The sequence below is a fragment of the Halorhodospira sp. 9621 genome (genome assembly GCF_022228055.1).
In the GTDB taxonomy this organism is placed as follows: Bacteria; Pseudomonadota; Gammaproteobacteria; order Nitrococcales; family Halorhodospiraceae; genus Halorhodospira; species Halorhodospira halophila_A.
In genome coordinates, this window is sequence record NZ_JAJNRD010000007.1 from 39,385 (window position 1) to 62,310 (window position 22,926).

At 67.6% G+C, this 22,926-nt stretch carries 19 protein-coding genes; 2 read left to right on the top strand and 17 right to left on the bottom strand.

The annotated features are described in order from the left end of the window. The first annotated feature begins 34 nt into the window (after positions 1 to 34). Positions 35 to 1,705, top strand: a complete 1,671-nt coding sequence (gene ettA / locus LRF89_RS05340; RefSeq protein ID WP_201172781.1) for an energy-dependent translational throttle protein EttA — start codon at positions 35 to 37, stop codon at positions 1,703 to 1,705. 109 nt (positions 1,706 to 1,814) lie between these two features. Here the strand turns inward: ettA and LRF89_RS05345 are convergent, their stop codons facing one another. After that, complete coding sequence (locus LRF89_RS05345; RefSeq protein WP_238636695.1) at positions 1,815 to 3,083, bottom strand: O-acetylhomoserine aminocarboxypropyltransferase/cysteine synthase family protein; 1,269 nt, start codon at positions 3,081 to 3,083, stop codon at positions 1,815 to 1,817. A gap of 365 nt (positions 3,084 to 3,448) precedes the next feature. On the opposite strand from LRF89_RS05345, the gene metH reads away from it, so the two are divergent. After that, complete coding sequence (metH, locus tag LRF89_RS05350; RefSeq protein WP_238636696.1) at positions 3,449 to 7,135, top strand: methionine synthase; 3,687 nt, start codon at positions 3,449 to 3,451, stop codon at positions 7,133 to 7,135. Between the two features lie 153 nt (positions 7,136 to 7,288). Here the strand turns inward: metH and LRF89_RS05355 are convergent, their stop codons facing one another. From LRF89_RS05355 to LRF89_RS05430, 16 genes are all read right to left on the bottom strand, one after another. Further along, entirely contained in the window at positions 7,289 to 7,891 is a 603-nt protein-coding gene (locus LRF89_RS05355) for a superoxide dismutase (protein WP_201172804.1), read from the bottom strand. Positions 7,892 to 8,104: 213 nt separating this feature from the next. Continuing rightward, positions 8,105 to 8,788 carry a TVP38/TMEM64 family protein gene (locus LRF89_RS05360; protein WP_201172806.1) on the bottom strand — a complete coding sequence of 228 codons (684 nt, stop codon included), beginning with the start codon at positions 8,786 to 8,788 and terminating at the stop codon, positions 8,105 to 8,107. A gap of 14 nt (positions 8,789 to 8,802) precedes the next feature. Further along, entirely contained in the window at positions 8,803 to 10,536 is a 1,734-nt protein-coding gene (locus LRF89_RS05365) for an ATP-binding SpoIIE family protein phosphatase (RefSeq protein WP_238636697.1), read from the bottom strand. Between the two features lie 41 nt (positions 10,537 to 10,577). Further along, a complete protein-coding gene (locus LRF89_RS05370; RefSeq protein WP_201172810.1) occupies positions 10,578 to 10,883 on the bottom strand; it encodes an STAS domain-containing protein in 306 nt (101 codons plus the stop codon). A gap of 52 nt (positions 10,884 to 10,935) precedes the next feature. Continuing rightward, positions 10,936 to 12,180 carry a methyl-accepting chemotaxis protein gene (locus LRF89_RS05375; protein WP_201172813.1) on the bottom strand — a complete coding sequence of 415 codons (1,245 nt, stop codon included), beginning with the start codon at positions 12,178 to 12,180 and terminating at the stop codon, positions 10,936 to 10,938. A 2-nt stretch (positions 12,181 to 12,182) separates the two neighbouring features. After that, on the bottom strand, positions 12,183 to 13,229 hold the full coding sequence (locus tag LRF89_RS05380; protein ID WP_201242334.1) for a protein-glutamate methylesterase/protein-glutamine glutaminase: 1,047 nt from the start codon (positions 13,227 to 13,229) through the stop codon (positions 12,183 to 12,185). A 10-nt stretch (positions 13,230 to 13,239) separates the two neighbouring features. Further along, positions 13,240 to 13,923 (bottom strand): chemoreceptor glutamine deamidase CheD, encoded by a 684-nt coding sequence (gene cheD / locus LRF89_RS05385; protein ID WP_201172818.1) that lies wholly within the window; start codon positions 13,921 to 13,923, stop codon positions 13,240 to 13,242. Further along, positions 13,892 to 14,710, bottom strand: a complete 819-nt coding sequence (locus LRF89_RS05390; protein ID WP_201172820.1) for a CheR family methyltransferase — start codon at positions 14,708 to 14,710, stop codon at positions 13,892 to 13,894. Before LRF89_RS05390 ends, cheD begins: the two co-directional genes overlap by 32 nt. Positions 14,711 to 14,755: 45 nt before the next feature. Next, the gene (locus LRF89_RS13560) at positions 14,756 to 16,747 is read right to left on the bottom strand and encodes a methyl-accepting chemotaxis protein (protein WP_201172822.1); all 1,992 of its coding nucleotides are present in this window, start codon (positions 16,745 to 16,747) and stop codon (positions 14,756 to 14,758) included. A gap of 13 nt (positions 16,748 to 16,760) precedes the next feature. Then, entirely contained in the window at positions 16,761 to 17,543 is a 783-nt protein-coding gene (locus tag LRF89_RS05400) for a ParA family protein (protein WP_238635073.1), read from the bottom strand. Beyond that, positions 17,540 to 18,952 carry a methyl-accepting chemotaxis protein gene (locus LRF89_RS05405; RefSeq protein WP_238635074.1) on the bottom strand — a complete coding sequence of 471 codons (1,413 nt, stop codon included), beginning with the start codon at positions 18,950 to 18,952 and terminating at the stop codon, positions 17,540 to 17,542. Before LRF89_RS05405 ends, LRF89_RS05400 begins: the two co-directional genes overlap by 4 nt. Further along, positions 18,939 to 19,478 (bottom strand): chemotaxis protein CheW, encoded by a 540-nt coding sequence (locus LRF89_RS05410; RefSeq protein ID WP_201172849.1) that lies wholly within the window; start codon positions 19,476 to 19,478, stop codon positions 18,939 to 18,941. Before LRF89_RS05410 ends, LRF89_RS05405 begins: the two co-directional genes overlap by 14 nt. 129 nt (positions 19,479 to 19,607) lie before the next feature. Next, positions 19,608 to 21,734, bottom strand: coding sequence for a chemotaxis protein CheA (locus LRF89_RS05415; RefSeq protein WP_201172828.1), 2,127 nt, complete (start codon positions 21,732 to 21,734; stop codon positions 19,608 to 19,610). 37 nt (positions 21,735 to 21,771) lie between these two features. Beyond that, positions 21,772 to 22,134 (bottom strand): response regulator, encoded by a 363-nt coding sequence (locus LRF89_RS05420; RefSeq protein WP_201172831.1) that lies wholly within the window; start codon positions 22,132 to 22,134, stop codon positions 21,772 to 21,774. Positions 22,135 to 22,160: 26 nt separating this feature from the next. Next, positions 22,161 to 22,454 carry an STAS domain-containing protein gene (locus LRF89_RS05425; protein ID WP_201172833.1) on the bottom strand — a complete coding sequence of 98 codons (294 nt, stop codon included), beginning with the start codon at positions 22,452 to 22,454 and terminating at the stop codon, positions 22,161 to 22,163. 117 nt (positions 22,455 to 22,571) lie between these two features. Beyond that, on the bottom strand, positions 22,572 to 22,925 hold the full coding sequence (locus LRF89_RS05430; RefSeq protein WP_201172835.1) for an Hpt domain-containing protein: 354 nt from the start codon (positions 22,923 to 22,925) through the stop codon (positions 22,572 to 22,574). Between the last annotated feature and the right edge of the window lies 1 nt (position 22,926).

Below are 22,926 nucleotides of genomic sequence, written 5' to 3' on the forward strand. Positions count from 1 at the left end.
ATCATCCACCCCTGTTCGTTAACGCGGCGGAGCTATGGCCCAGTACGTCTTTACCATGAACCGGGTATCCAAGGTGGTACCCCCCAAACGACAGATCCTCAAGGACATCTCGCTATCCTTCTTCCCGGGCGCCAAGATCGGCGTTCTCGGGCTCAACGGGGCGGGCAAGTCGAGCCTGCTGCGCATCATGGCCGGCGAGGACCAGGAGTTCGACGGCGAGGCGCGGCCGCAGCCTGGCATCAAGATCGGCTACCTGCCCCAGGAACCGAGGCTCAATGACGACAAGGACGTGCGCGGCAACGTCGAGGAAGGCGTAGCCGAGACCAAGGCCCTGGTGGATCGCTTCAACGAGGTCTCCGCGCAGTTCGCCGATCCGGAAGCCGACTTCGACGCCCTGATCGCCGAGCAATCCAAGCTGCAGGACCAGATCGAGGCCGCCGGCGCCTGGGACCTGGACCGCAAGCTGGAGCAGGCGGCCGACGCCCTGCGCCTGCCGCCGTGGGACGCCTCCGTGGCCAATCTCTCCGGTGGCGAGCGCCGCCGGGTGGCCCTGTGCAAGCTGCTGCTCTCGGCGCCGGACATGCTTCTGCTCGATGAGCCCACCAACCACTTGGACGCCGAGAGCGTGGCGTGGCTGGAGCGCTTCCTCCACGAGTTCCCCGGCACCGTGGTGGCGGTGACCCACGACCGCTACTTCCTGGACAACGTGGCCGGCTGGATCCTCGAGCTCGACCGCGGCGAGGGCATCCCCTTTCAGGGCAACTACTCCGCGTGGCTCGAGTACAAGGAGAAGCGGCTACAGCAGGAAGCCCGCGAGGAGCAGGCCCAGCGCAAGGCGATCCAGCAGGAGCGCGAGTGGGTCCAGCAGAACCCCAAGGGCCGCCAGGCCAAGAACAAGGCGCGCATCAAGCAGTTCGAGGAGCTGCAGTCCCAGGAGTTCCAGAAGCGCAACGAGACCCAGCAGCTCTACATCCCGCCGGGGCCGCGCCTGGGCGACAAGGTGATCATCGCCGACGGGGTGCAGAAGGCCTTCCGCGGCGAGCTGCTTTACGAGGACCTGAGCTGCATCATCCCGCCGGGGGCCATCGTCGGCCTGGTCGGCCCCAACGGCGCCGGCAAGACCACGCTCTTTCGCATGATCACCGGCGAGGAGCAGCCCGACGCCGGCTCCATCGAGGTCGGCGATACGGTGGAGCTCGCCTACGTGGACCAGAGCCGGGACGCGCTCAACCCGGAGAACACCGTCTGGCAGGAGATCTCCGGCGGCCACGACTACATCCGGGTGGGCAACTACGAGACCCCATCCCGGGCCTACGTGGGCAAGTTCAACTTCCGCGGCTCCGAGCAGCAAAAGCGCGTCGGCGACCTCTCCGGCGGCGAGCGCAACCGGGTGCACCTGGCCAAGCTGCTGCAGAGCGGCGGCAACACCCTACTCCTCGACGAGCCGACCAACGATCTGGACGTGGAGACCCTGCGGGCCCTCGAGGATGCGCTGCTCACCTTCCCCGGCTGCGCCCTGGTGATCTCCCACGACCGCTGGTTCCTGGACCGGATCGCCACCCACATCCTGGCCTTCGAGGGTGAGAGCCGGACGGTCTTCATCGAGGGCAATTACCAGGACTACGAGGCGGACCGCAAGAAGCGCCTCGGCGAGGAGGCCGCCCAGCCCCACCGCATCAAGTACAAGCGTCTGGGTACGGGCTGAGGGATCTGGCGACAGGCTGGTGGCGGCGGGCCTCGCTGCCACCAGCCCCGCTACAACCGGGAGCCTGCCCCTGAAACCCTCCTTCTGAGCCCGACCCGCTGAACGCTGACTACTGTTTCAAGGCCTGATCGATGTCGGCGAGGATGTCGTCGACGTGCTCCAGGCCGATGGACAGCCGGACCAGATCCCGCGACACCCCGGCGCTCTCCAGCTCCTCCTCATTGAGCTGGCGGTGGGTGGTGCTCGCCGGATGGCAGGCCAGGGACTTGGCATCGCCGATGTTCACCAGCCGCGTGATCAGCTGCAGCGCATCGATGAACTGCGCCCCCGCCTCGAAGCCGCCCTTCACCCCGAAGCTCAGGATGCTGGCCGCCCGTCCGCCCATGTAGCGATCGGCCAGCGGCTTGTACGGGCTGTCCTCCAGGCCGGCGAACTTCACCCAGCTCACCCGCGGATGGGACTGCAGGTACTCGGCCACGCGCTGGGCATTTCCGCAGTGCCGGTCCATGCGCACCGGCAGGGTCTCGATCCCCTGCAGCAGCTGGAAGGCGTTGAACGGCGACAGCGCCGCACCCATATTGCGCAGCGGCACCACCCGGCAGCGGGTGATGTAAGCCGCCTCGCCCATGTCCTCGGTGTAGACGACGCCGTGGTAGGAGGGGTCCGGCTCGACCATCATCGGGAACCGGTCGCCGTGCTTAGCCCAGGGGAAGCGGCCGGAGTCGACGATCACCCCGCCCACCGTAGTGCCGTGACCGCCCATGTACTTGGTCAGGGAGTGGATGACGATATCCGCCCCGTTATCGATGGGCCGCCACAGGTAGGGCGTCGGCACGGTATTGTCGACCATCAGCGGGATGCCGTGGCGGTGGGCGATCGCGGCCAGCCGCTCGACATCGACCACTTCACCGGAGGGGTTGCCGACGCTCTCGCAGAACAGCGCCTTCGTCCGCTCGTCGATCTGCGCCTCCATCCGCTCGTAATCGTCCTGGGCGGCGAAGCGCACCTCGATGCCGTGGATGGGCAACGAGTGGGCGAAGAGGTTGTACGTACCGCCGTAGAGCCGCGAGGTGGAGACGATGTTATCGCCGGCGCGGGTAATCGCCTGGATGGCGTAGGTGATCGCCGCCATGCCGGAGGCCACCGCCAGGCCGCCGATGCCCCCTTCCATAGCCGCCACCCGCTGCTCGAGCACGGCGTTGGTCGGATTCATGATCCGCGTGTAGATGTTCCCTTCCACCTTCAGGTCGAAGAGATCCGCCCCGTGCTGCGTGTCATCGAAGGCGTAGGAGGTGGTCTGGTAGATGGGCACCGCCACCGCCCGGGTGGTCGGATCGGGGGTGTAGCCGGCATGGACGGCCTGGGTCTCAAGTTTCACCGCGGATGACTCCTTTGCCACGTTCCGGATCGGGCGCCCCCGCCGTTACCGGCTCGCGGGCGCGCGTGCGCTCATTAAAAGTGGCATCGCCATTGCGGGGAATCAAGCAACCGGCGGCGCTAAGCTTATGCCTCGGCGCCCTGGCGGACGGCCTCCGCCGCGGCGACGTTGAAATCCGCGGCGGCGGTTGAGATACTGGCGTGATAACGATTATCCAACCAGGCACCCATCCCCGCGCCGGGCCGCGCGAGTGCGCGCCCTCTTCTCCGTCTTCCCACGCAAGCCGTATCCGGGCTGCAGCCTCGCGGCGGCATAGCGCGCGGGCGCCTGAAGAACCCGTGAGCCACAGAGCGAACCGTTAGACCATGACCGATCGTAGCCAACAGCTTCGCGACCAGCTCGCCCAGCGCATCCTGATCCTCGACTGCGGGATGGGCACCGAGATCCAGAAGTACCCGCTCGAGGAGGCCGACTTCCGCGGCGAGCGTTTCACTGATCACCCCTCGGAACTCAAGGGCAACAACGACCTGCTGGTCCTCACCCGGCCCGATATCATCCGCGACATCACGCGGCAGAACCTCGACGCCGGTGTGGACATCGTCGAGACCAACACGTTCAACTCCCAGGTTCTCTCCCAGGCCGACTACGGCGCCGAGCATCTGGTCGACGAGCTGAACATCGAGGCGGCCCGGCTCGCCCGCGCCGTCTGCGACGAAGTCGAGCAGGAGACCGGCATCCCGCGTTTCGTCGCCGGCACCATGGGCCCGACCGGCAAGACGGCCTCCATCTCCCCGGACGTCAACAATCCCGGCTATCGCGACATCACCTTCGACCAGCTGTTCGAAGCCTACGCGCAGCAGGCCCGGGGCCTCCTCGAAGGCGGCGCCGATCTGATCCTGATCGAGACAGTCTTCGACACCCTCAACGCCAAGGCGGCCATCTACGCCCTCGAGGAGGTCTTTGAGGAATCGGGCCGGCGCCTGCCGGTGATGATCTCCGGCACCATTACCGACGCTTCCGGCCGGACCCTGTCGGGCCAGACCGCGGCGGCCTTCTGGAACTCGGTGCGCCACGCCCGGCCGATCTCCGTCGGCCTGAACTGCGCCCTCGGCGCCGAGGACCTGCGCCCGCACCTGCAGGAACTGTCGAAGATCGCCGACACGCACATCTCGACGCACCCCAACGCGGGCCTGCCCAACGAGTTCGGCGAGTACGACCAAAGCCCCGAGGAGATGGCGAAGATCGTGCGCACCTTCGCCGAGGAGGGGCTGATCAACATCATCGGCGGCTGCTGCGGCACATCGCCGGCGCACATCGCCGCCATCCGCGAGCAGGTCAAGGATTTCGCCCCGCGTCAGGTACCGGAAGCGGCGCCCGACGTCATGCGCCTGTCCGGGCTCGAGCCGTGCAACATCGGCAACGACTCGCTGTTCGTGAACATCGGCGAGCGCGCCAACGTCACCGGCTCGGCCCGCTTCCGCCGCCTGATCAAGGAGGGCGACTACGAGACCGCCCTGGAGGTGGCCAAGGAGCAGGTGGAGAACGGCGCCCAGATCATCGACATCAACATGGACGAGGGCATGCTCGACTCCAAGGATGCGATGATCGACTTCCTCAACCTGGTCGGGTCCGAACCGGACATCTCCCGGGTGCCGATCATGATCGACTCCTCGAAGTGGGACATCATGGAGGAGGGACTCAAGCGCATCCAGGGCAAGGGCCTGGTCAACTCCATTTCCCTCAAGGAGGGCGAGGAAGCCTTCCTGCAGCAGGCCCGCAAGCTCAAGCGCTACGGCGCCGCCGCCGTGGTCATGTGCTTCGACGAGAAGGGGCAGGCCGACACCTACGAGCGGCGCCTGGAGATCGCCGAGCGGGCGTACAACACGCTGGTCAATGACGGCTTCGAGCCCGCGGACATCGTCTTCGACCTGAACATCTTCGCCGTGGCCACCGGCATCGAGGAGCACAACAACTACGCCGTCGACTTCATCGAGGCGACCCGCTGGGTCAAGGAGAACCTGCCCCACGCCAAGATCTCCGGCGGCCTGTCCAACCTCTCCTTCTCGTTCCGCGGCAACGAGCCGGTCCGCGAGGCCATGCACTCGGTCTTCCTCTACCACGCCATCAAGGCGGGACTGGACATGGCCATCGTCAACGCCGGCCAGATCGAGGTCTACGACGAGATCGACAAGGAGCTGCGCGAGCTCTGCGAGGACGTCATCCTCAACCGCCGCGACGACGCCACGGACCGCCTGCTGGAGCTGGCCGACCGCTACAAGGGCCAGGGCGGCAAGAAGAAGGAGGAGGACCTCTCCTGGCGCGAGGAGCCGGTGGAGAAGCGCCTCGAGCACGCCCTGATCAAGGGCATCACCGACTACATCGACGTGGACGTCGAGGAGGCGCGGCAGCGGCACGAGCGCCCGATCCAGGTGATCGAGGGACCGCTGATGGACGGTATGAACACCGTCGGCGACCTCTTCGGCGAGGGCAAGATGTTCCTGCCCCAGGTGGTCAAGTCCGCCCGCGTGATGAAGCAGGCGGTGAGCCACCTCCTTCCCTACATCGAGGCCGAGAAGTCCGGTGACGATGAGCCCGCCGGCCGGGTGCTGATCGCCACCGTCAAGGGCGACGTCCACGACATCGGCAAGAACATCGTGGCGGTGGTCCTGCAGTGCAACAACTTCGAGGTCCACGACATCGGCGTCATGGTCCCCACGGAGACCATCCTGCAGAAGGCCAAGGAGGTCAACGCCGACATCATCGGCCTCTCCGGGCTGATCACGCCGTCGCTCGACGAGATGATCGGCGTGGCCCAGGAGATGGAGCGCCAGGGCTTCACCTGCCCGCTGCTCATCGGCGGTGCCACCACCTCACGGGTGCACACCGCCGTGAAGATCGCGCCCAACTACTCGGCGCCCAGCATCTACGTCAAGGACGCCTCGCGCGCCGTTGGCGTGGCCTCCAAGCTGGTCAGCGAAACCCAGGCCGAGCCGTACAAGCAGGAGCTGGCCGCTGAGTATCAACAGGTGCGCGAACAGCACGAGGCCCGGCAGCAGAAGACCAAGTGGGTCTCCTTCGAGCAGGCCAAGAAGAACGCCACGCCCATCGACTGGTCGACCCACCGGCCTCAGGAGCCCGAGAAGCCGGGAGTCCAGGTACTGGACGACTACCCGCTGGAGGATCTGGTCGAGCGGATCGACTGGACGCCGTTCTTCGCCGCCTGGCAGATGCGGGGCCAGTATCCGAAGATCCTCGATGACGAGAAGCAGGGCGAGGAGGCGCGCAAGCTCTTCGACGACGCCCAGGCGATGCTGCGGCGGATCATCGACGAGAAGTGGCTGACCGCCCGCGCTGTGTTCGGCCTCTTCCCGGCGAACAGCACTGGCGAGGATACCGAGGTTTACGCCGACGAGGCACGCAGCGAGGTGCTGGCCACGCTGTGTCATCTGCGCCAGCAAACCGAGAAGGGTGAGGGCAAGCCGCACCAGTCCCTGGCCGACTTCATCGCGCCCAAGGAAAGCGGCGTGCCGGACTGGATGGGCGCCTTCGCGGTCACCGCCGGGATCGGCATCGACGAGCACATCCAGCGCTTCGAGGCCGCCGGTGACGACTACAGCGCCATCATGCTCAAGGCCCTGGCCGACCGCCTGGCCGAGGCGTTCGCTGAGCGCCTGCACGAGCGGGTGCGCAAGGAGTTCTGGGGCTACGCCGCCGACGAGAACCTGTCCAACGAGGACATGATCAAGGAGCGGTACCAGGGCATCCGCCCGGCACCGGGCTACCCGGCCTGCCCCGACCACACCGAGAAGGACCGCCTCTGGGAGATCCTTAACGTCGAGGAGAACATCGGCCTGAGCCTGACCGAGTCCAAGGCCATGGTCCCCACCGCTGCCGTGTCCGGTTGGTACTTCGGCCACCCGGAGGCCAAGTACTTCGGCGTCGGGAAGATTTTCCAGGACCAGGTGGAGGATTACGCCGAGCGTAAGGGGATGTCCCGCAAGGAGGCGGAACGCTGGCTGGGGCCGAACCTCGGCTACGACCCCGAGGACTGAGGGGAACCGCCCGTCAAGACCCCTCGCCCGCCGAGACGGGCGAGGGGGCCTGCCCACTGCAAGCTCTGGGAATCAGGGACGGGGTCCCGGGGCATCACGCACCGCCTGGCAGGCCGCGAACGCTACCCCCTACCCCTGCCCCCCTCAAGAGCATTACGTCGCCTGGAACCGCGAGGCGACCTCATCCCAGTTCACGACATCCCACCACGCCTCGACGTAGTCCGGCCGCCGGTTCTGGTAGCGCAGGTAGTAGGCGTGCTCCCAGACATCCAGGCCGAGCAGCGGCGTACCCTGTTTGGGCGCCACGTCCATGAGCGGGTTGTCCTGATTGGGGGTATCGGTGATCTCCAGCCCTCGCGAGGTCTGGATCAGCCACGCCCAGCCGGAGCCGAAACGCCCCAGCGCGGCTTGCGTGAACTGCTCGCGGAACTGATCGAAGGAGCCGAAGGCCGAGTCGATGGCCGTGGCCAGATCCCCCGACGGCTTGCCGCCGCCGTTGGGCGACATCACCCGCCAGAACAGGTCGTGGTTCCAGTGTCCGCCCCCGTTGTTGCGGATCGCCAGAGGCAGGCTCGAGACGCGCGCAAGCAGATCCTCCAGCCGCTGCCCCTCGTGCTCCGTCCCCGAGACGGCATCGTTGAGCTTGGTAACGTAGGTGTTGTGGTGCTTGGTGTGGTGGATTTCCATCGTCTGGGCGTCGATGGAGCGCTCCAGATCGCCGTAGTCGTAGGGCAGATCGGGGAGTTGATAGGCCATCAGGATCTCTCCTTTCCTTCGCGCGGTCGTGACGTCCCTGCGCTTTGTGCCAGGGCGTACAAATCCATCATGGGGGGCCGAGGGGCACGGCATCAATCCCGCGGATTCTGGGTTGTCTCCGCCCGCCGCTATCGGGAGCCCGCCCGGGGGACACTATAGCCGTTATGGCCGCTCGGGCATCGAGCAGTCTGATCAACCCGCGGCGCCGCGTATTCAGGCGTCCTTCCCGCGCCCGGTCAGGCGTCGCCGCAGGAAGGCCCCCGCGACGAACAGCACGGCCACCCCGAGCAGGACCACCACGGCCCGGGTATCGATCTCCCCGCCCCGGGCGGCTGCCTCGACCGCGCTGTAGATCGCCAGCGAGAAGACCCCCCACTTGATCCCCAGCCCAACCACCGTGGCGACGACGAAGGTCTTCAACGGCAACCCCAGCCAGCCGGCCCCGTAGTTCAGCGGCGGGTGCGGAAAGCCGGGCAGGGCCCGGATGGCGCACTGGCTGAGGAAATCGCTGTTGCCCCGGAGCACCCGGATCCAGCGGCTGTCCGCCGGCACCGCATCACGGCCCAGCAACCACGCCACCCCGTACGCCCCCAGGGCGCCCAGGGTACTGCCCGCCACCAGCGTGAGCGTGGACATCCAAGGCGGGTAGAACGGGGCGACGACCCAGAGGAAGAGGCTGCCCGGCAACGCCAGGGTGAACAGCGCCGCCTGCAGCACGACGACCACCAGCAGCAACCAGGGACGTTCGACCAGGAGCTCGCCCCAGGCGACAACGTCCTCGGCATCCCAGGGCCCCCACACGGCCACCGCCAGGCCGCTGAGCAGCAGCAGCGCGAGCAGGAAGGGGCGATACCCCGGCCACCAGCGCACCGAGGGTTGGGGAAGACGCAAGCGCATGGCGCCCGATGCTACTACGAATCGGGCCGCGAGGGGCGCGGGCGCCCCCCCGGCGTATACCGCACCCGCACCCGGTTGCCGGGCGGGAAGTAGCTCAGTTCGTCACACAGTGAGCGCACCAGCAGGATGCCCCGGCCCGCACCGATGGGCGCCCCGTGGCCGCCGCCGCCTTCCAGAATGCGCCGGTAGTCGAACCCCTCGCCGGAATCCTCCACCTCGATCTCGATCCCGTATCCGCTGCCGTCGGCGGCGTCGCACTGCACGCGCAGGCGGATCTCGCCCTCTCCCAGCGCCTCCAGCGCCCTGGCGCGCTGCTGGTAATAGGCCTCGAAGCCATCCGGGTCTCTCTTGAGCGCCGAGTCGAGCCCGAGCACGCCGTGCTCCAGGGCGTTGGTGAAGAGCTCGGCGATGACCACGTAGAGGCTCTGCCGGTCCTCCTCCAGCGCCCCGAGTTCGGCGAGCAGATTCATGATCGGCGGCACCGGATTGACGTGGGCCAGGGTCGCGGCGTCCAGGACCAACTCGCTGTACCAGTTCTCGGCGGCGGCCGCCCCGTAGCCGCCCATCGCCCCCTCGGCCAGCAGCCGGTCCAAGTCCACGGAGACCAGGGTGGTATCGTCGCCCTGCTCGTCCCCGGCCCGGAAGGCTCCGACAGCTTCCAGCAAGGCGCCGAATCCGGCAGCGGGATCCCCACTGCAAAGCGCTGCCTCGATGCGCTCGTTGCCGAAGAGCCGCCCGCCGGCATCGGTGGCCTCAACGATGCCGTCCGAGCAGGCGTAGGCGTGGAGCCCGGAGGTCAGTTCCAGGTAGGCCAGCTGCCGGCGCCCCGGCGCGGTATCGCGGATCACCCCCAGGGGCAGGTCCACCGACGGGAAGCGCTGCACCACCTCACCGCCGCGCAGGACCCAAACCGGCGGCATGCCGGCGTTCCACACGCCGAGCCGGCGATTGTGGCAGTCCACCTCCAGCAGCGCCGCGGTGAGGAACATATCCGCCGGCAGGCTCCGGAAGAGCTTCTCGTTGACGTCGTCGAGCAACTCGGCGGGGTGTGCCCCCCGCCCGACCCGGTCGTAGAAGACCGCCGCCAGCCCGGGCACACCGACCGCCGCGCCGATCCCGTGGCCGGTGAAGTCCCCGATAAGGATCAGCAGATTGCCGTTGGGCCGGCGGGCGGCCAGCAGGATATCGCCACTGAGGATAGCCGCCGGCTGATAGTGGTAGCGCACCCCCGGCGCCTGAAGGTCACTGGAGGCCGTAGCCCGGGCGACGATGCGCTCGGCGGTCTCCTGCTCGCGCTCGAGCCGCTCCTGGTGGCTGCGCAGCGCGTCGCGCTGGGTGACGACAGTGTGGTAGAGGGCCCGGGTGCGCAGCCAGGAGTCGATCTTGGCGTTGAGCTGCACCCGGCTGATGGGCTTGGTGACGAAGTCATCGCCGCCGGCCTCGACACACTGCGCCAGCCGCTGCTCATCGGTCAGGGCGGTAACGAAGAGCACCGGGATGAACCCCCCGGTATCCATGGCCTTGATCTGCCGGGTGGCCTGATAGCCGTCCATCCGCGGCATCATGATGTCCATGAGGATCATGTCCACCGGCTGCTCGCGGAAGCGGGCCACCGCCTCCTCGCCATCGGCCGCCGTAATCACGTGAAAGCCCCGCGCCCCGAGGATCGCCTCGAGGAGCATGGTGTTCACCGGCTCGTCATCAACCACCAGAAAAGTGGGCAGCGCCTGTTCGGCCAGCCTGTCCATGGTGCCCCCCGTTTCCCCGCCCCCGGCGCCGTCCACGCGGCCTACTCCTGGATGGTGAACAGGCGCTGGAAGTTGGCGATCTCGAGGATCTTGCGCACCTCGCGGGAGCAGTTGCGCAGCACCACCTCGGCGCCCTGATCGCTGGCCGACTCCCGCAGCAGCAGCAACATGCCGAGGGCGGAGCTGTCCATGTATTCGGTCTCAGAGAGGTCGATCACGTAGCGACGGACGCCCTCCTCCCCCTTGTAGGCCTGGCGAAAATCCTTGTGCAGGCTGAAGTCGAAGAAACCCTGGATCGCCATGACGAGGGTTTGCCCCTCGTCCTCGCGCTCGGTTCGGATGCCCATCGTTACGCTCCTGCTTTGCTGTCGGTGTCGAATTCGCGGGGCGCCGCGGGGCTCAGAAGAGCTCCACGTCGCCGTGATCCATGGACTGCTGCTCGACCTTGCGCTGGTTCGCCCGCGCCGCCTCACGCTCCTGGCGCTGCTGGGCCAGCCGTTCGCGGGCCTCCCGAAGGCGTGCTGCGTACTGGCTGCCGTGGACGTCGTCGGCAGCGATGGCCTGAAGGACATTGCGTACCCCGTCGAGGTAGTCATCCAGCCCCTCGACGCCGGCGCGCGAGCCATCCACCAGCTGCGTCACAATATCCTCGAACTGCAGCGCGCGAACGGCGTCGGCCACATGCTGATCGATCTGCCCGCTGACCTGGGAAATGCGCGTGACCTGCTGCTCCACCTGCTGATCCACATCCTGCAGGCTCTTCATCATCTCCGAGATCTGGTCCTTGGTGGAGAGGGTCACATTCATGTCGTTGGAGGCCATCTCGCCGACCTCGGTGCGGGCTTCCTCCACCAGCTTGGTGATCGTCTTGACCTCCTCGCCGATCTGCTCGTTGAACTGATTCGCCTTCTCGGAGAGCTTGCGCACCTCCTCGGCGACCACCGCGAAGCCGCGACCGGACTCCCCGGCCCGGGCCGCCTCGATGCTGGCATTGAGGGCGAGCAGGTCGGTCTGGCTGGCGATCCCTTTGAGGTCGGCAAGCAGCTCGTGGATCCGCCCCATCTGCGCGACCATGTCGTCGATGCGCTCGACGGTCTTCACGCTGCGCCGGCTCATGTCGACGATCATGTCGACGTAGTTGTTCAGGAAGCTCTCGGTCTCGCGGACAAACTCGGAGATACCGAACTGCTCCACCGCGGAGTCCCCGCCGGTCTGCTCGATCACGGCCCGGGCAAGGCGCTCCTGCTCATCGGTGGCCTGATCCATGCCGTTGAAGCTCTGGTTCAGCGACTGCACGGCATCGCCGACCAGCCCGCGGATCTGCTCCAGGTCGCTGTTCACCGTACGGAACTCGGCGTTGAGGCTGTCGTCGATGTCGTAGAGCAGATCGCGCAGGGCGTCCTCCAGATCCTCCACGGTATCCGTCGCCTCGTTCCAGCCCGTCTCGCGTCGGCGCAGGTAGCCGACCACGGCCCAACCGCTGGCGCCGAGCAGCACCGCCAGCGGCCCCGTGGCCGGCCAGGCGTAGGCGATCGCCATGGCTGCCACGGTTAGCGCGGAGGGCGCACCGTAGTGGCGCAGCCACGCCGTCTTCGGGTGGTAGACGATGGACTCGCCGTCGCGATCCTCGGCAACCTCGACCATAGTCACCTCTCCTGGGTGGGGTGGGAGGGCGGCGCCACCGCCGCCAGGATCGCCTCGGCGATCCGCTCCAGCGGCAGGACCTGATCCGCGTGGCCGGCCTTGACGGCGGCGCCCGGCATCCCCCAGACGACACTGCTCGCCTCATCCTGGGCGATGGTAACGGCCCCGGCAGCCTGCATGCGCCCCAGTCCGGCGGCCCCGTCACTGCCCATGCCGGTGAGCAGCACGCCCACGGCGTTGCTCCGGGCCGCCCGGGCCACCGAGTCGAACAGAACGTCCACCGAGGGCCGGTGACGATTGACCAGTTCGTCCTCGGTGATCCGGCAGATGTACTTGCTGCCGTCGCGGTGGAGTTCAAGGTGGTAGCCACCGGGGGCGATGTAGGTGTGCCCCGGGAGCACACGCTGGCCGTCTCGCGCCTCGTGGACCGAGACGGCGCAGATGTGATCGAGCCGTTCGGCAAAGGCCGCCGAGAAGCCGGGCGGCATGTGCTGGGTAATCACGGTGGCCGGGGCGTTGGGCGGCATCACCTCGAGCAGCCGCTGCACCGCCAGCGTACCACCGGTGGAGGCACCGATCGCCACCACCTTGTCCGTGGTGCGCTGATGCGGCTGCGGCGCGGCACCCCGGGGCTGGCTGTGCCCCGGCCGCACCCGGGCCCGCGCGGCGGTACGCACCTTGGCAATGATCTCCTCGGCATACGCGTCCAAGGTGTGGCTGACATCGGTGCGCGGCTTGGTTACGAAGTCGACGGCGCCGAGTGCCAGCGCCTCAAGGGTCTCCTCGGCGCCCTCCTCGGTCAGCGAAGAGACCATGACCACCGGCATCGGGCGCAACCGCATCAGGTTGCGCAGGAAGGTGATGCCGTCCATGCGCGGCATCTCGACATCCAGGGTCAGGACGTCGGGGTTGAGCTGCTTGATCTTCTCGCGGGCGTCGTAGGGATCCCGCGCCGTGCCCACCACCTCGATGTCGTCGACACCGGCGAACAGCTCGGTGAGCATCCGGCGGATGAGGGCGGAGTCATCAACAATCAGTACCCGGATCATGCGCCCCCCGTTAGAACAGATCCACGTCGCCGGACACGGGGCGCTCGTCGATCTCGTGGAGGTAGTGCTCCTCGCGCCGGACCACGGTATCGTTGCGCGTGCTCATCAGCTTCTTGGAACGGGCCCGACCACTCTCGGGATAGTACTGCACCTTGCGCGGGTACTCCCCGCCGAGATCCTGCGCGATCACGCGGAGCTGCTCGGTACGGACGTATTCCAGGGCGAACTCGATGTTCCGCTGGCCGACGTCGGTCATCCCCGCCATGACCCGGCCGCCGCCGAAGAGCTTGACCTCCAGCTCATCGCGACTGCCCCCGGCGGCGAGGATGCGATTGATCAGCTGCTCCATGGCGTGGTTGCCGTAGCGCGTGGCGGTGCTCAGTGGATCACCCTCCCAGTGGTGCGGGTCGCCACCTCGGATCGGCAGCATGAAATGGTTCATCCCGCCGATGCCCCGGCGGCGATCGCGGATACACGCCGAGACGCAGGAGCCGAGCACGGTGACCACCATCTCCGGGCCCCGGGTCACGTAGAACTCGCCGGGCAGGATCTTGGCCGCAAAGGCTTCATGCTGCGGATCCCAGTACCGGTTGATGTGCTCGAAACCGGGCAGGCACTCGGGCAGCTCCACGCCGCGGTTGCGCCAGGAAGCACGGCGCAGTTCAGTCCTGCTTGCGGTAGATGGTGCGGCCATGGGATTCGAATCGCTCGCTGACCCGCCACAGGGTCTCGGAATGCCCGATGTAGAGCCAGCCCCGGGGGGCCATGGCTCGGTCCATGCGGTCGAACAGCCGGCGCTGGATCTCCTTGTTAAAGTAGATGATCACGTTGCGACAGAAGACGATGTCGAACGGCTCCCGGAACGGCCACTCATGCAGAAGGTTCAGCTGCTGGAACTCGACCAGCCGGCACACCTCCGGGCGGACGCGGACCATGCCCTCCTTGCTGCCCTTGCCGCGCAGAAAGTGCCTGCGCAGGCGCTCCCGGCTCAGCCCGTCGACGCGCTTCTGATCGTAGACCGCGCGGCGTCCGCGTTCGAGTACGTTGCTGTCGAGATCCGTGCCAAGGATCTGGACCCGATCAGCAGCCCGATCGCCGAAGACCTCCCGGGCCACGATGGCCGCCGAGTAGACCTCCTCGCCGGTTGAGCAGCCCGCCGACCAGATGCGAACGGTGCCGGAGGACGCCTCGAGCACCCCGGCCAGGTGCTCGAAGTGGTGCGCCTCGCGGAAGAACGCCGTGAGGTTGGTGGTCAGGGCATTGACGAAGTGCGCCATCTCCTGGCGCTCGGGGTCGTCGAGCAGCAGCTTGCGGTAGCTCGCGAAATCCCGCAGCCCGAGGGCCCGGAGGCGGCGCGCCAGGCGCGAGTAGACCATGTCGCTCTTGGCGTCGCTGAGCTGGATCCCGGTCTCGCGTCCCACGGTCTCGCGGATCCACTCGAAGTCCTCTCGCGTAAAACGGAACTCACGCTCACCACTCACCGACGCCCTCCTGGCTGCCCGTCACAATCGCCCTCCCACCGCGCCTCAGAACTCTTCCCACTCGCCGTCGTTCACCTCGGTGCTCGCGGTGCGCCGGCCCCCGCCGTTGCCGGCCGTGCTGCGGCGTTGCTGACTCGTGCCGCTGGTGCGCTGCTGCCCGCCGGAACCGCTGGTGCGCTGTCCGCCGGCACCGGTGCCGGTACGCGAGCCACTCTGCCCGGCCCGGGCGCCGCCGCCCGCCTGGCCCTTGGCCTGGCCCGTCGCCTGCCCGCTCTTCTGGCCAGCGTGGCCGGAGCGGTTCGTCTTGGCGCCACCGCCTTTCGGGGTCTCCTCGCCGCCGCCGAAGAAGGACATCAATTCCACAAGGTTGTCCGACTGCTCGTCCAGGGACTCGGCCGCGGAGGCGGCCTCCTCCACCAGGGCGGCGTTCTGCTGGGTGACCTCGTCGAGCTGGCTGACCGCCTTGTTGATCTCGTCGATGCCCGAGGACTGCTCCTCGCTGGCCGCGGAGATCTCGGCGACCTTGTCGGTCACCGTCTGCACCGCCTCGAGGATCTCCTTGAGGGTCTCGTTGGACTCGTTGACCAGGCGGGTGCCGTCCTCAACCTTCTCACCGCTGTCGTTGATCAGCTTCTTGATGTCCTTGGCCGCGGTGGCACTGCGCTGGGCCAGGTTGCGCACCTCGGCGGCCACCACCCCGAAGCCGCGCCCGTGCTCGCCGGCGCGGGCCGCCTCCACGGCGGCGTTGAGGGCGAGCAGGTTGGTCTGAAAGGCGATCTCGTCGATGACCGTGATGATGTCCGAGATCTCGCGGCTCGATTGCTTGATCGCCCCCATGGCCTCGACCACTTGGCCGGAGATGTCCTGTCCGCGCTCGGCCCGCTCACGGGCCGAGGTGGCGAGCTGATTGGACTCGCGGGCGTTGTCGGCGGTCTGCTTGACCGTCGAGGTGAGCTCCTCGATGCTCGAGGCGGTTTCCTCCAGGGAGCTGGCCTGCTCTTCGGTCCGCTGGGAGAGATCCTGGTTGCCCTGGGCGATTTCCGAGGAGGCGCTGGCGATGCCGTTGGCGGTCTCGCGCACGCTGTCCACGGTCCGGCGCAACACATCGATGGTCGAGTTGACCCAGTCCTGGAGCTGGCCGAAGTCGCCCTTGAACTCGCCCTGCATCTGCTGGGTCAGGTCCCCCTTGGAGACCAGTTCCATGACCCGGATGACCTCCCGCACCGGGGCCTGCGTAACGTCGAGGACCATGTTGATGTCCTCGCTGAGGGTCCGGATGAACCCCTCGGACATCTCCGAGGTCTCCACCCGGTGACTGAGCTCACCGGCCTGGATCCGCTCGATCAGCGCCTCGACGTCGCGCTGCGCCTTCTTCTCGTTGTCGCGCCGGTGCCAGTCCTCGGTGATGTCGAACCACTCCAGCGTATTGCCGAGGAAGTTGCCCTCCTCGTCGTCCTCGCCGGTGATGTAGACGTTGAAACGCAGCTCGCCGACGTGCAGCTCTTGGTGCAGGGCGTCGTCGCGGATCCGCTGCATCTGCCCGGCCACCGAGCGCAGCTGCGGGAACAGGTCGAAGAGCGAGAGCCGATCCTCCAGATCCCGCGAGGTGAAACCGGGGTTGACCGCAACGATCTGCGCCTCGTGCCGCGCAAGCATGGCCTGCATCGGCTCGTTGACGTAGTGGATCGTGCCGTCCGGGTTGGTCATCAGGAAGGCCGTGGTCGCGGTGTGCATGGCCTTCTTGGCCCGGTAGTACTCGATGTACTCCTCCCGGTCGACGGTGATCGTTCTTTTCTGGTCGCTGCTCGCCATGGTGCTCTCCCCGCTGTCTGACTGCGTCTGCGCTACCTGCTGGTGCGCCGGCGCCGCGGCCGGCTCCTCGCCCTGTGCCTCCGTCGGCGCTCCGGCGGCTGACGCCTCCTCGGGTGCCGACGGCTGTTCCGTGTCGTCCTTCATCCATGCCAGGGGATCGCGACCGAGCTTCTTCTCGCCGCCACTTTTCCTGTCGCCGCCGCTCGATCCGCTGCTTTTCGCCACGGCTGCTCCTCCTCTACGCTTCGGCCGCCGGCTCAAAGACCCGGTGTTGCTCCAGGTCCTCGGCCAACGCCCGGTAATCCTTCGCCCCGTTGCTCTCGGGGCGGTACTCGAAGATCGTCTGCCCGAACCCGGGTGCCTCGGCCAGGGCGACGTTGTCGCGCACCGCCGTCTTCAGGACCTGGCCCGGGAAGTACTCCTTGAGCTTGCCGAGTACCTCCTTGGGCAGGCGGCGCTGACCGTTGTAGCGGGTCACCAGGACGTACTTGCGGGTGTGGATACCCAACCCCCGCTCGACCCGCATCAGGGTGCGCATGAGCCCAGCCAACCCCTCCAGGGCCAGGTAGTCGCAGGAGACCGGCATCACCACCTCGTCGGTAGCGAGCAGCGCGTTGATCGCCAGCAGTCCCGACGAGGGCGGGCAGTCGATGACCACGTAGTCCGGGAACGGGTCGAGCCCCGCCACGGCCCGCTGCAGCAGCCAGCCGCGCTCGCGCCCACCGACCATCTGCTCCACCTCGGGCAGACGCGGCCCCGGCGGCACCAGACGGACCCTCTCCCGGGCGGGCTGCAGGCGCTCGGCCAGCGGCACCTGATCGAAGAGGACGTCATCGAGCCCCGGATCGAGGCCCTCAAGCCCCAGGCTGGCGGCGAAGTGGCCCTGGGGGTCGAGGTCGATACCCACCACATCGCGCCCGGCCCGGGCCAGGGCGTGGGCGACGTTCACCGAGGAGGTGGTCTTGCCCACCCCGCCCTTCTGGTTCAGAAAGCAGGTAACGCGCGATCCGGCTGCGCTCATTCCCGCTCCCCACGCGCCCGGTCCATCTCATCGGCGAGCTGCTCGAGCAGACCCACGACCTGGCGAGAGTTGTCGGCCAGCTGCTCCAGCTCACCGGCCGCGGCGTCCACCTCGCCCTGGCTGTAGAGCTTGGCGGCCTGCTTGCCGTGCTCGTGGACCGCCCGGTGCGGCGTCTCGATCTCGACGAAGGCGGGCAGCTTGCGGATCCACGGCTCCTCCACCAAGTCGTACCACTTGCCCAGGCGACAAGCGTGGTGGTCGGTGAGCTCGCGGTGATCGACATCCTCACGCCCGGCGAGCATCGCCGCGATGCGCCGCTTCCACATCACGTGGTCGAACTTGCTGCGCTCGATGAAGTAGCGCGGCAGATTGAGCTCCTCCTGACGCCCGATCTGCTCGGTGAGGATGGCGTTGGACTTGCCGAGGGCCTCCAGCGTGTGCTCCACGTCCGTGACGTTGCGCTCGGTCCGGTCCGTGACCGCGCTGATCGACTCGGCCACGTCGGTCACCGCGCCCTTCTGCTCGTTGATCACCGAGGAGACGTTGTGGATGTGCTCGGTGACCCCGCGCATGCGCTCGGCCACCTGCTGCATGGTCTCCCGCGTCTCTCCCGTGGCCGAGCGGCCCCGCTCGACGGCACCGCCCATCTCCTCGACGGAGGCGGAGATGGCCTCGGTTTCGTCACGAAGAGTCCGGATGCGCTGGGCGATGTCCACCGTGGCGCTCTTGGTCTGGTCCGCGAGCCGCCGCACCTCCTGGGCGACCACCGAGAAGCCGGCGCCGGCCTGCCCGGCCCGCGCCGCCTCCACCGAGGCGTTGAGGGCGAGCATATTGGTCTGGAAAGCGATCTCCTCGATCAGCTCGATGATCGAGCCGATCTCGTTGGAGGCCTGGTTCAGCTGCTTGACCCGCTGCGAGGCAGTCTCGGCCAGGCCGGCGATCTCCTGAACGGTCTGGTCCGTCTGCTGCGAGGCCTTGTCGCCGGAATCCACCAGCTCCTGCACGCGCTCAGTCTCGGTCGCCACCGCAGCGCTGTTGTCCGCGATGGTGTCCACACTGGCCGCCAGCTCCTCGGCGGTGGAGGCGATGGTCTGGCTACGCTCGCTGGTCTCGCGGATGGTCATGCGCATCCCGGATGCCGCAACCAGGCTCTCGGCCGCCTCGCCGGCCAACTCCACGGTCTCGCAGAGCTGACGGGTATCCCGGTCGAGGAGCTGCTCGGCGAGACGGCGCAACGCCTCGGAGACCGGACACTGCCCCGGGGGCACGCTGGCGTAATCGCCCTCCGCGATCTGCTCCACGATCCCGACCAGCTCCTCGACGCGCTCCGGAGGCAGCCAGCCGGCCTGCTCGAGGGCGTCGCGATCGGTCTCCAGCGGCGCCCCGGCACCCATTTCAGTCGTTGCCATGCTCCGTGCCTCCTTCGCTGTCCGCGCGAACCACCGCGGCGATCCGGCTCTGATCGTCGGCGATGGCCAGATCCTCGTCGCTGAGCAGCTCGTCGACATCGAGGATGATGACCATCTTGTTGTCGTCCACCGTGGCCAGCCCGCGGAGGAAATTGGTGCGCAGCGCTGCGCCGAACTCCGGGGCCGGCCGGATCTGCTCGGACTGGAACGTGTAGACCTCGGAGAGGGCGTCCACCACCAGCCCCATGATCCGCTCACGACCGCCCGCCGAAACCACGCGGACCATCACCACCACGGTGAACTTCGAGTACTCCTGGGCGGACATGCCGAAGCGTTCGCGCAGGTCGATGACCGGGACGATGGTGCCGCGCAGGTTGATCACGCCCTTGACGTAGTGCGGCGTGTTGGGGATGGGAGTGACACGCTGCCAGCCCTTGATCTCCTGCACCCGCAGGATGTCCACACCGTACTCCTCCTCCCCGAGCGTGAAGGTCAGGTACTGGTCCCCGTCGGCCGCCGCCTGCATGGCATCGACGGTATCCGCCCCGCTGCCGAGCGCGGCGGCCTTGCGGTCGTCTCCGAGGGTTCCGTGCTCGCTGTCCTGAGTCATGACTGCTCTCCGCTTGGAAACTGGGGGATCCCGGACACGAAGGGCTCAGGCGGCCTCATCGCTGTCCTCCCGGTCGGGGATGTAGGGCTGACGCCGGCCACCGCGGCTCATCTCGATCAGTCCGGCGATATCGAGGATCAGCGCCACGGTGCCGTCGCCGAGGATGGTCGCCCCGGCGATGCCGGGCACCTGCAGGTAATTGGCCTCCAGGCTCTTGATCACCACCTGCTGCTGATCGAGCAGGTCGTCGACGAAGACACCGAGGTAGGTGTCCTCGTCCTCAACGATCACCATCAGCCCGCCTCCGAGTTCACGACGCACCGGCTCGGTGTCGAAGAGCTCGTGCAGCCGGACGATAGGCACGTAGCCCTCGCGCCAGTGGTAGACCTCGCCGCGGCTGGTCACGCGGCTGACCTTGCTGGCGTCCACCTGCAGCGACTCGATGACCGAGACCAGCGGGATGATGTAGGTCTGATCCCCCACCCGGAAGAGCTGCCCATCGAGGATGGAGAGCGTCAGCGGCAGGGAGATGGTGATCGTCGTCCCCTGGCCGTGGGTGGAGCGCACATGGATGTTGCCGGAAAGGGAGCGGACGTTGCGCTTGACCACGTCCATACCCACGCCGCGGCCGGAGTACTCGGTGGCCTGGTCGTGGGTGGAAAGCCCAGGGTGGAAGATCAGGTCGTAGATCTGCTCGTCGGCCAGCTCGCTGCCATCTTCCACCAGGCCGGCGGCACGGGCCTTGCCAAGCAGCTTGTCGCGGTTGATACCGCGACCGTCGTCGGCGATCTCGATGATGATGTTGCCGCCCTTGTGGTACGCCTCGATGGTGATGGTGCCGGTCTCCGGCTTGCCCGCGGCGGCGCGCTCCTCCGGTAGCTCGATGCCGTGGTCGACGCTGTTGCGAACCAAGTGGACCAGGGGATCGATGATCTTCTCCATCACCGTCTTGTCCAGCTCGGTCTGCTCGCCCTCCATCTGGAAATCGACGGCCTTACCCAGGGCACGGCTGGTGTCGTGGACGATGCGCGGCAACCGCGAGTAGGCGAAGCTGATCGGCACCATGCGGATGCGCATGACGTTCTCCTGCAGCTCGCGGGTGTTGCGCTCGAGCTGCGCGAGGCCGTCCTGGAGTTCTTCCAGACGCTCGGCGGTGAACTCCTTGCCGATCTGGCTGAGCATCGATTGGGTGATCACCAGCTCGCCGACCATGTCGATGAGCGCGTCGATCTTCTCGGTGTCGACACGGATGGAGCTGCTGCTCCCGCCCCCACCCGCGCCGCCCCGGCGTGCGGCCGACTTGCGACCCTCGCCACCGGCCGGCGCCGCGGCCTCTGCGCCGGCGGCCGGCTCGGCGGCGACAGCCGCGGCCGCGCCGCCCTCGGCCGCCGCGGCGGGTTCCGTCCCGGCAGCCTCAAGGGGACGGATCTCGAGGCGGGCATCGTCCTCGACCCACTCGAAGACCTCGCGCACCGCCGCCTCGGTCACGTCGGCGTAGAGGCGCAGCGTCCAGGCCAGCTGACAGGTTTCCGGGTCGAGCTGCTCGAAGGGCGGCAACCCCGAGGTGTCGCACTCGACCTCGAGCTCGCCGAGATCCTGCAGCGCCAGAAACAGGCGCCGCGGGTCGTTGCCGGTAGCGAAAAGGTGCGGCTGCGGCTCGAAGCGGATCCACCACCCGCCACCGCCGGACGGCGGGGTCGCGTCTCCGCCGCCGCCCGCGCTGCCACGATCACCACCCGTATCCCCGGCGGGGCCGGAAGCCCCGGATGCCGTACCAGTGGGGGTCTGACCCAGCTGCTCATCGAGCTGACGCTGCGCGGTGCTGATCGCATCGGCGTCCAGCGCCTGATCGCTCTGGATCGCCGCGAGCATGCTGCGCAGGCAATCGACTGCATTGAGCAGCACGTTCACGGCGTCCGGTGTGACCGCCTGCTGACCGTCGCGCAGGCGGTCGAGCAATGTCTCCATGCGGTGGGTGAAGTCGGAGACGGCGGTCAGGCCGAAGGTCCCGGCACCCCCCTTGATCGAGTGCGCGGCACGAAAGACGTTGTTGAGGGTCTCCGGATCCGGACGCTCCGGGTCGAGTTCCAACAGGCCCGACTCCATGGTGTCCAGCCCCTCGAAGCTCTCCTCGAAGAAGGTCTGCAGGAACTGGCTCAGATCTACGCTCATCGCTCGCCCCCCCGTCGGGCGCTCCGGGCGCCTTCCGTCAGCGCACCACCTTCTTGATCGTGTTCACCAGCTGGTCCGGATCGAAGGGCTTGACCAGCCAGCCGGTGGCTCCGGCCGCTTTGCCCTCCTGCTTCTTTTCCGGTGCCGACTCGGTGGTCAGCAGCAGGATCGGCGTAAACTTGAAGGTAGGCAGCCCGCGGAGTTCACGGACCAGTGTGATGCCGTCCATCTTCGGCATGTTCACGTCCGTGATCACCAGGTCGAAGCCGCCCGCCTTGGCCTTGGTCAATGCGTCCGTGCCGTCCACCGCTTCGGTGACCTCGTAGCCCTGCTGCTTGAGGGTGTAGGTCACCATCTGCCGCATGGAGGCGGAATCATCGACCGCCAGGATCTTCGCCATCGTCTCGTTCCCTTAGTCTGTCGGGGTTAGCGGGCTGCGCCGCCGGGCCCGAGTTCATCGGTCAGGCCGAGATCGGCGGCAGCCTCGGTGACCGGGGCCGGCGCCCCCCCGCCCTGCCACGACCAGCCGGCGCGGCTCGCCGCCGCCCGTGCGAAGGCAGCGAGCAGCTGGACGCCGGCGGCGTCAACCTGCTGCAGCCGTGCACCATCCAGTGCCACGGGCTGCCCGGAGGACAGCGCGTCGGCCAGGGTCTCTTTGAGGGTCGCCGCCACGGTGATATCGAGCTGTTCGCCCAGATCGATGTGCTGGTGGGCCGCCATGATGTCCCTACGCGTTTGCCGGTTGTCCGTTGAGATTGCCCGTCATCATCGCTAACGGCAAGAGGCGGCATTAACTTGAGTGGCATACCTCACCGCCACAGCGCCACACGCGGGGGATCAGGAGGTGCGCGCGCGCCGCGCGTCGATGGCGGCCTCGAGCCGCTCGGCGGCCCGCTCGAGTTCGGGCAGACAGCCCCAGGCCGTTTGCAGATCGCCGGTGCGGGCAGCATCGTCGAGGCGACGGGCGCACTCCCGTGCCTCGACGGCGCGCACACTGGCCAGAGCCCCCTTGACGGGGTGAGAGATCGCGTGGACCGCCTGCGGATCACCCTGCTCCAGGGCTTCGCGCAGGGCCGCCAGGCGAGACGGAAGGTCTTCCTGCATGCGCTCGAGCAGCATGTCCGCCAGCTGCTCATCGCGACCGAGATTGTCGAGCAACTCTTCCAGGTCGATGACGGGGTGATCGGACATG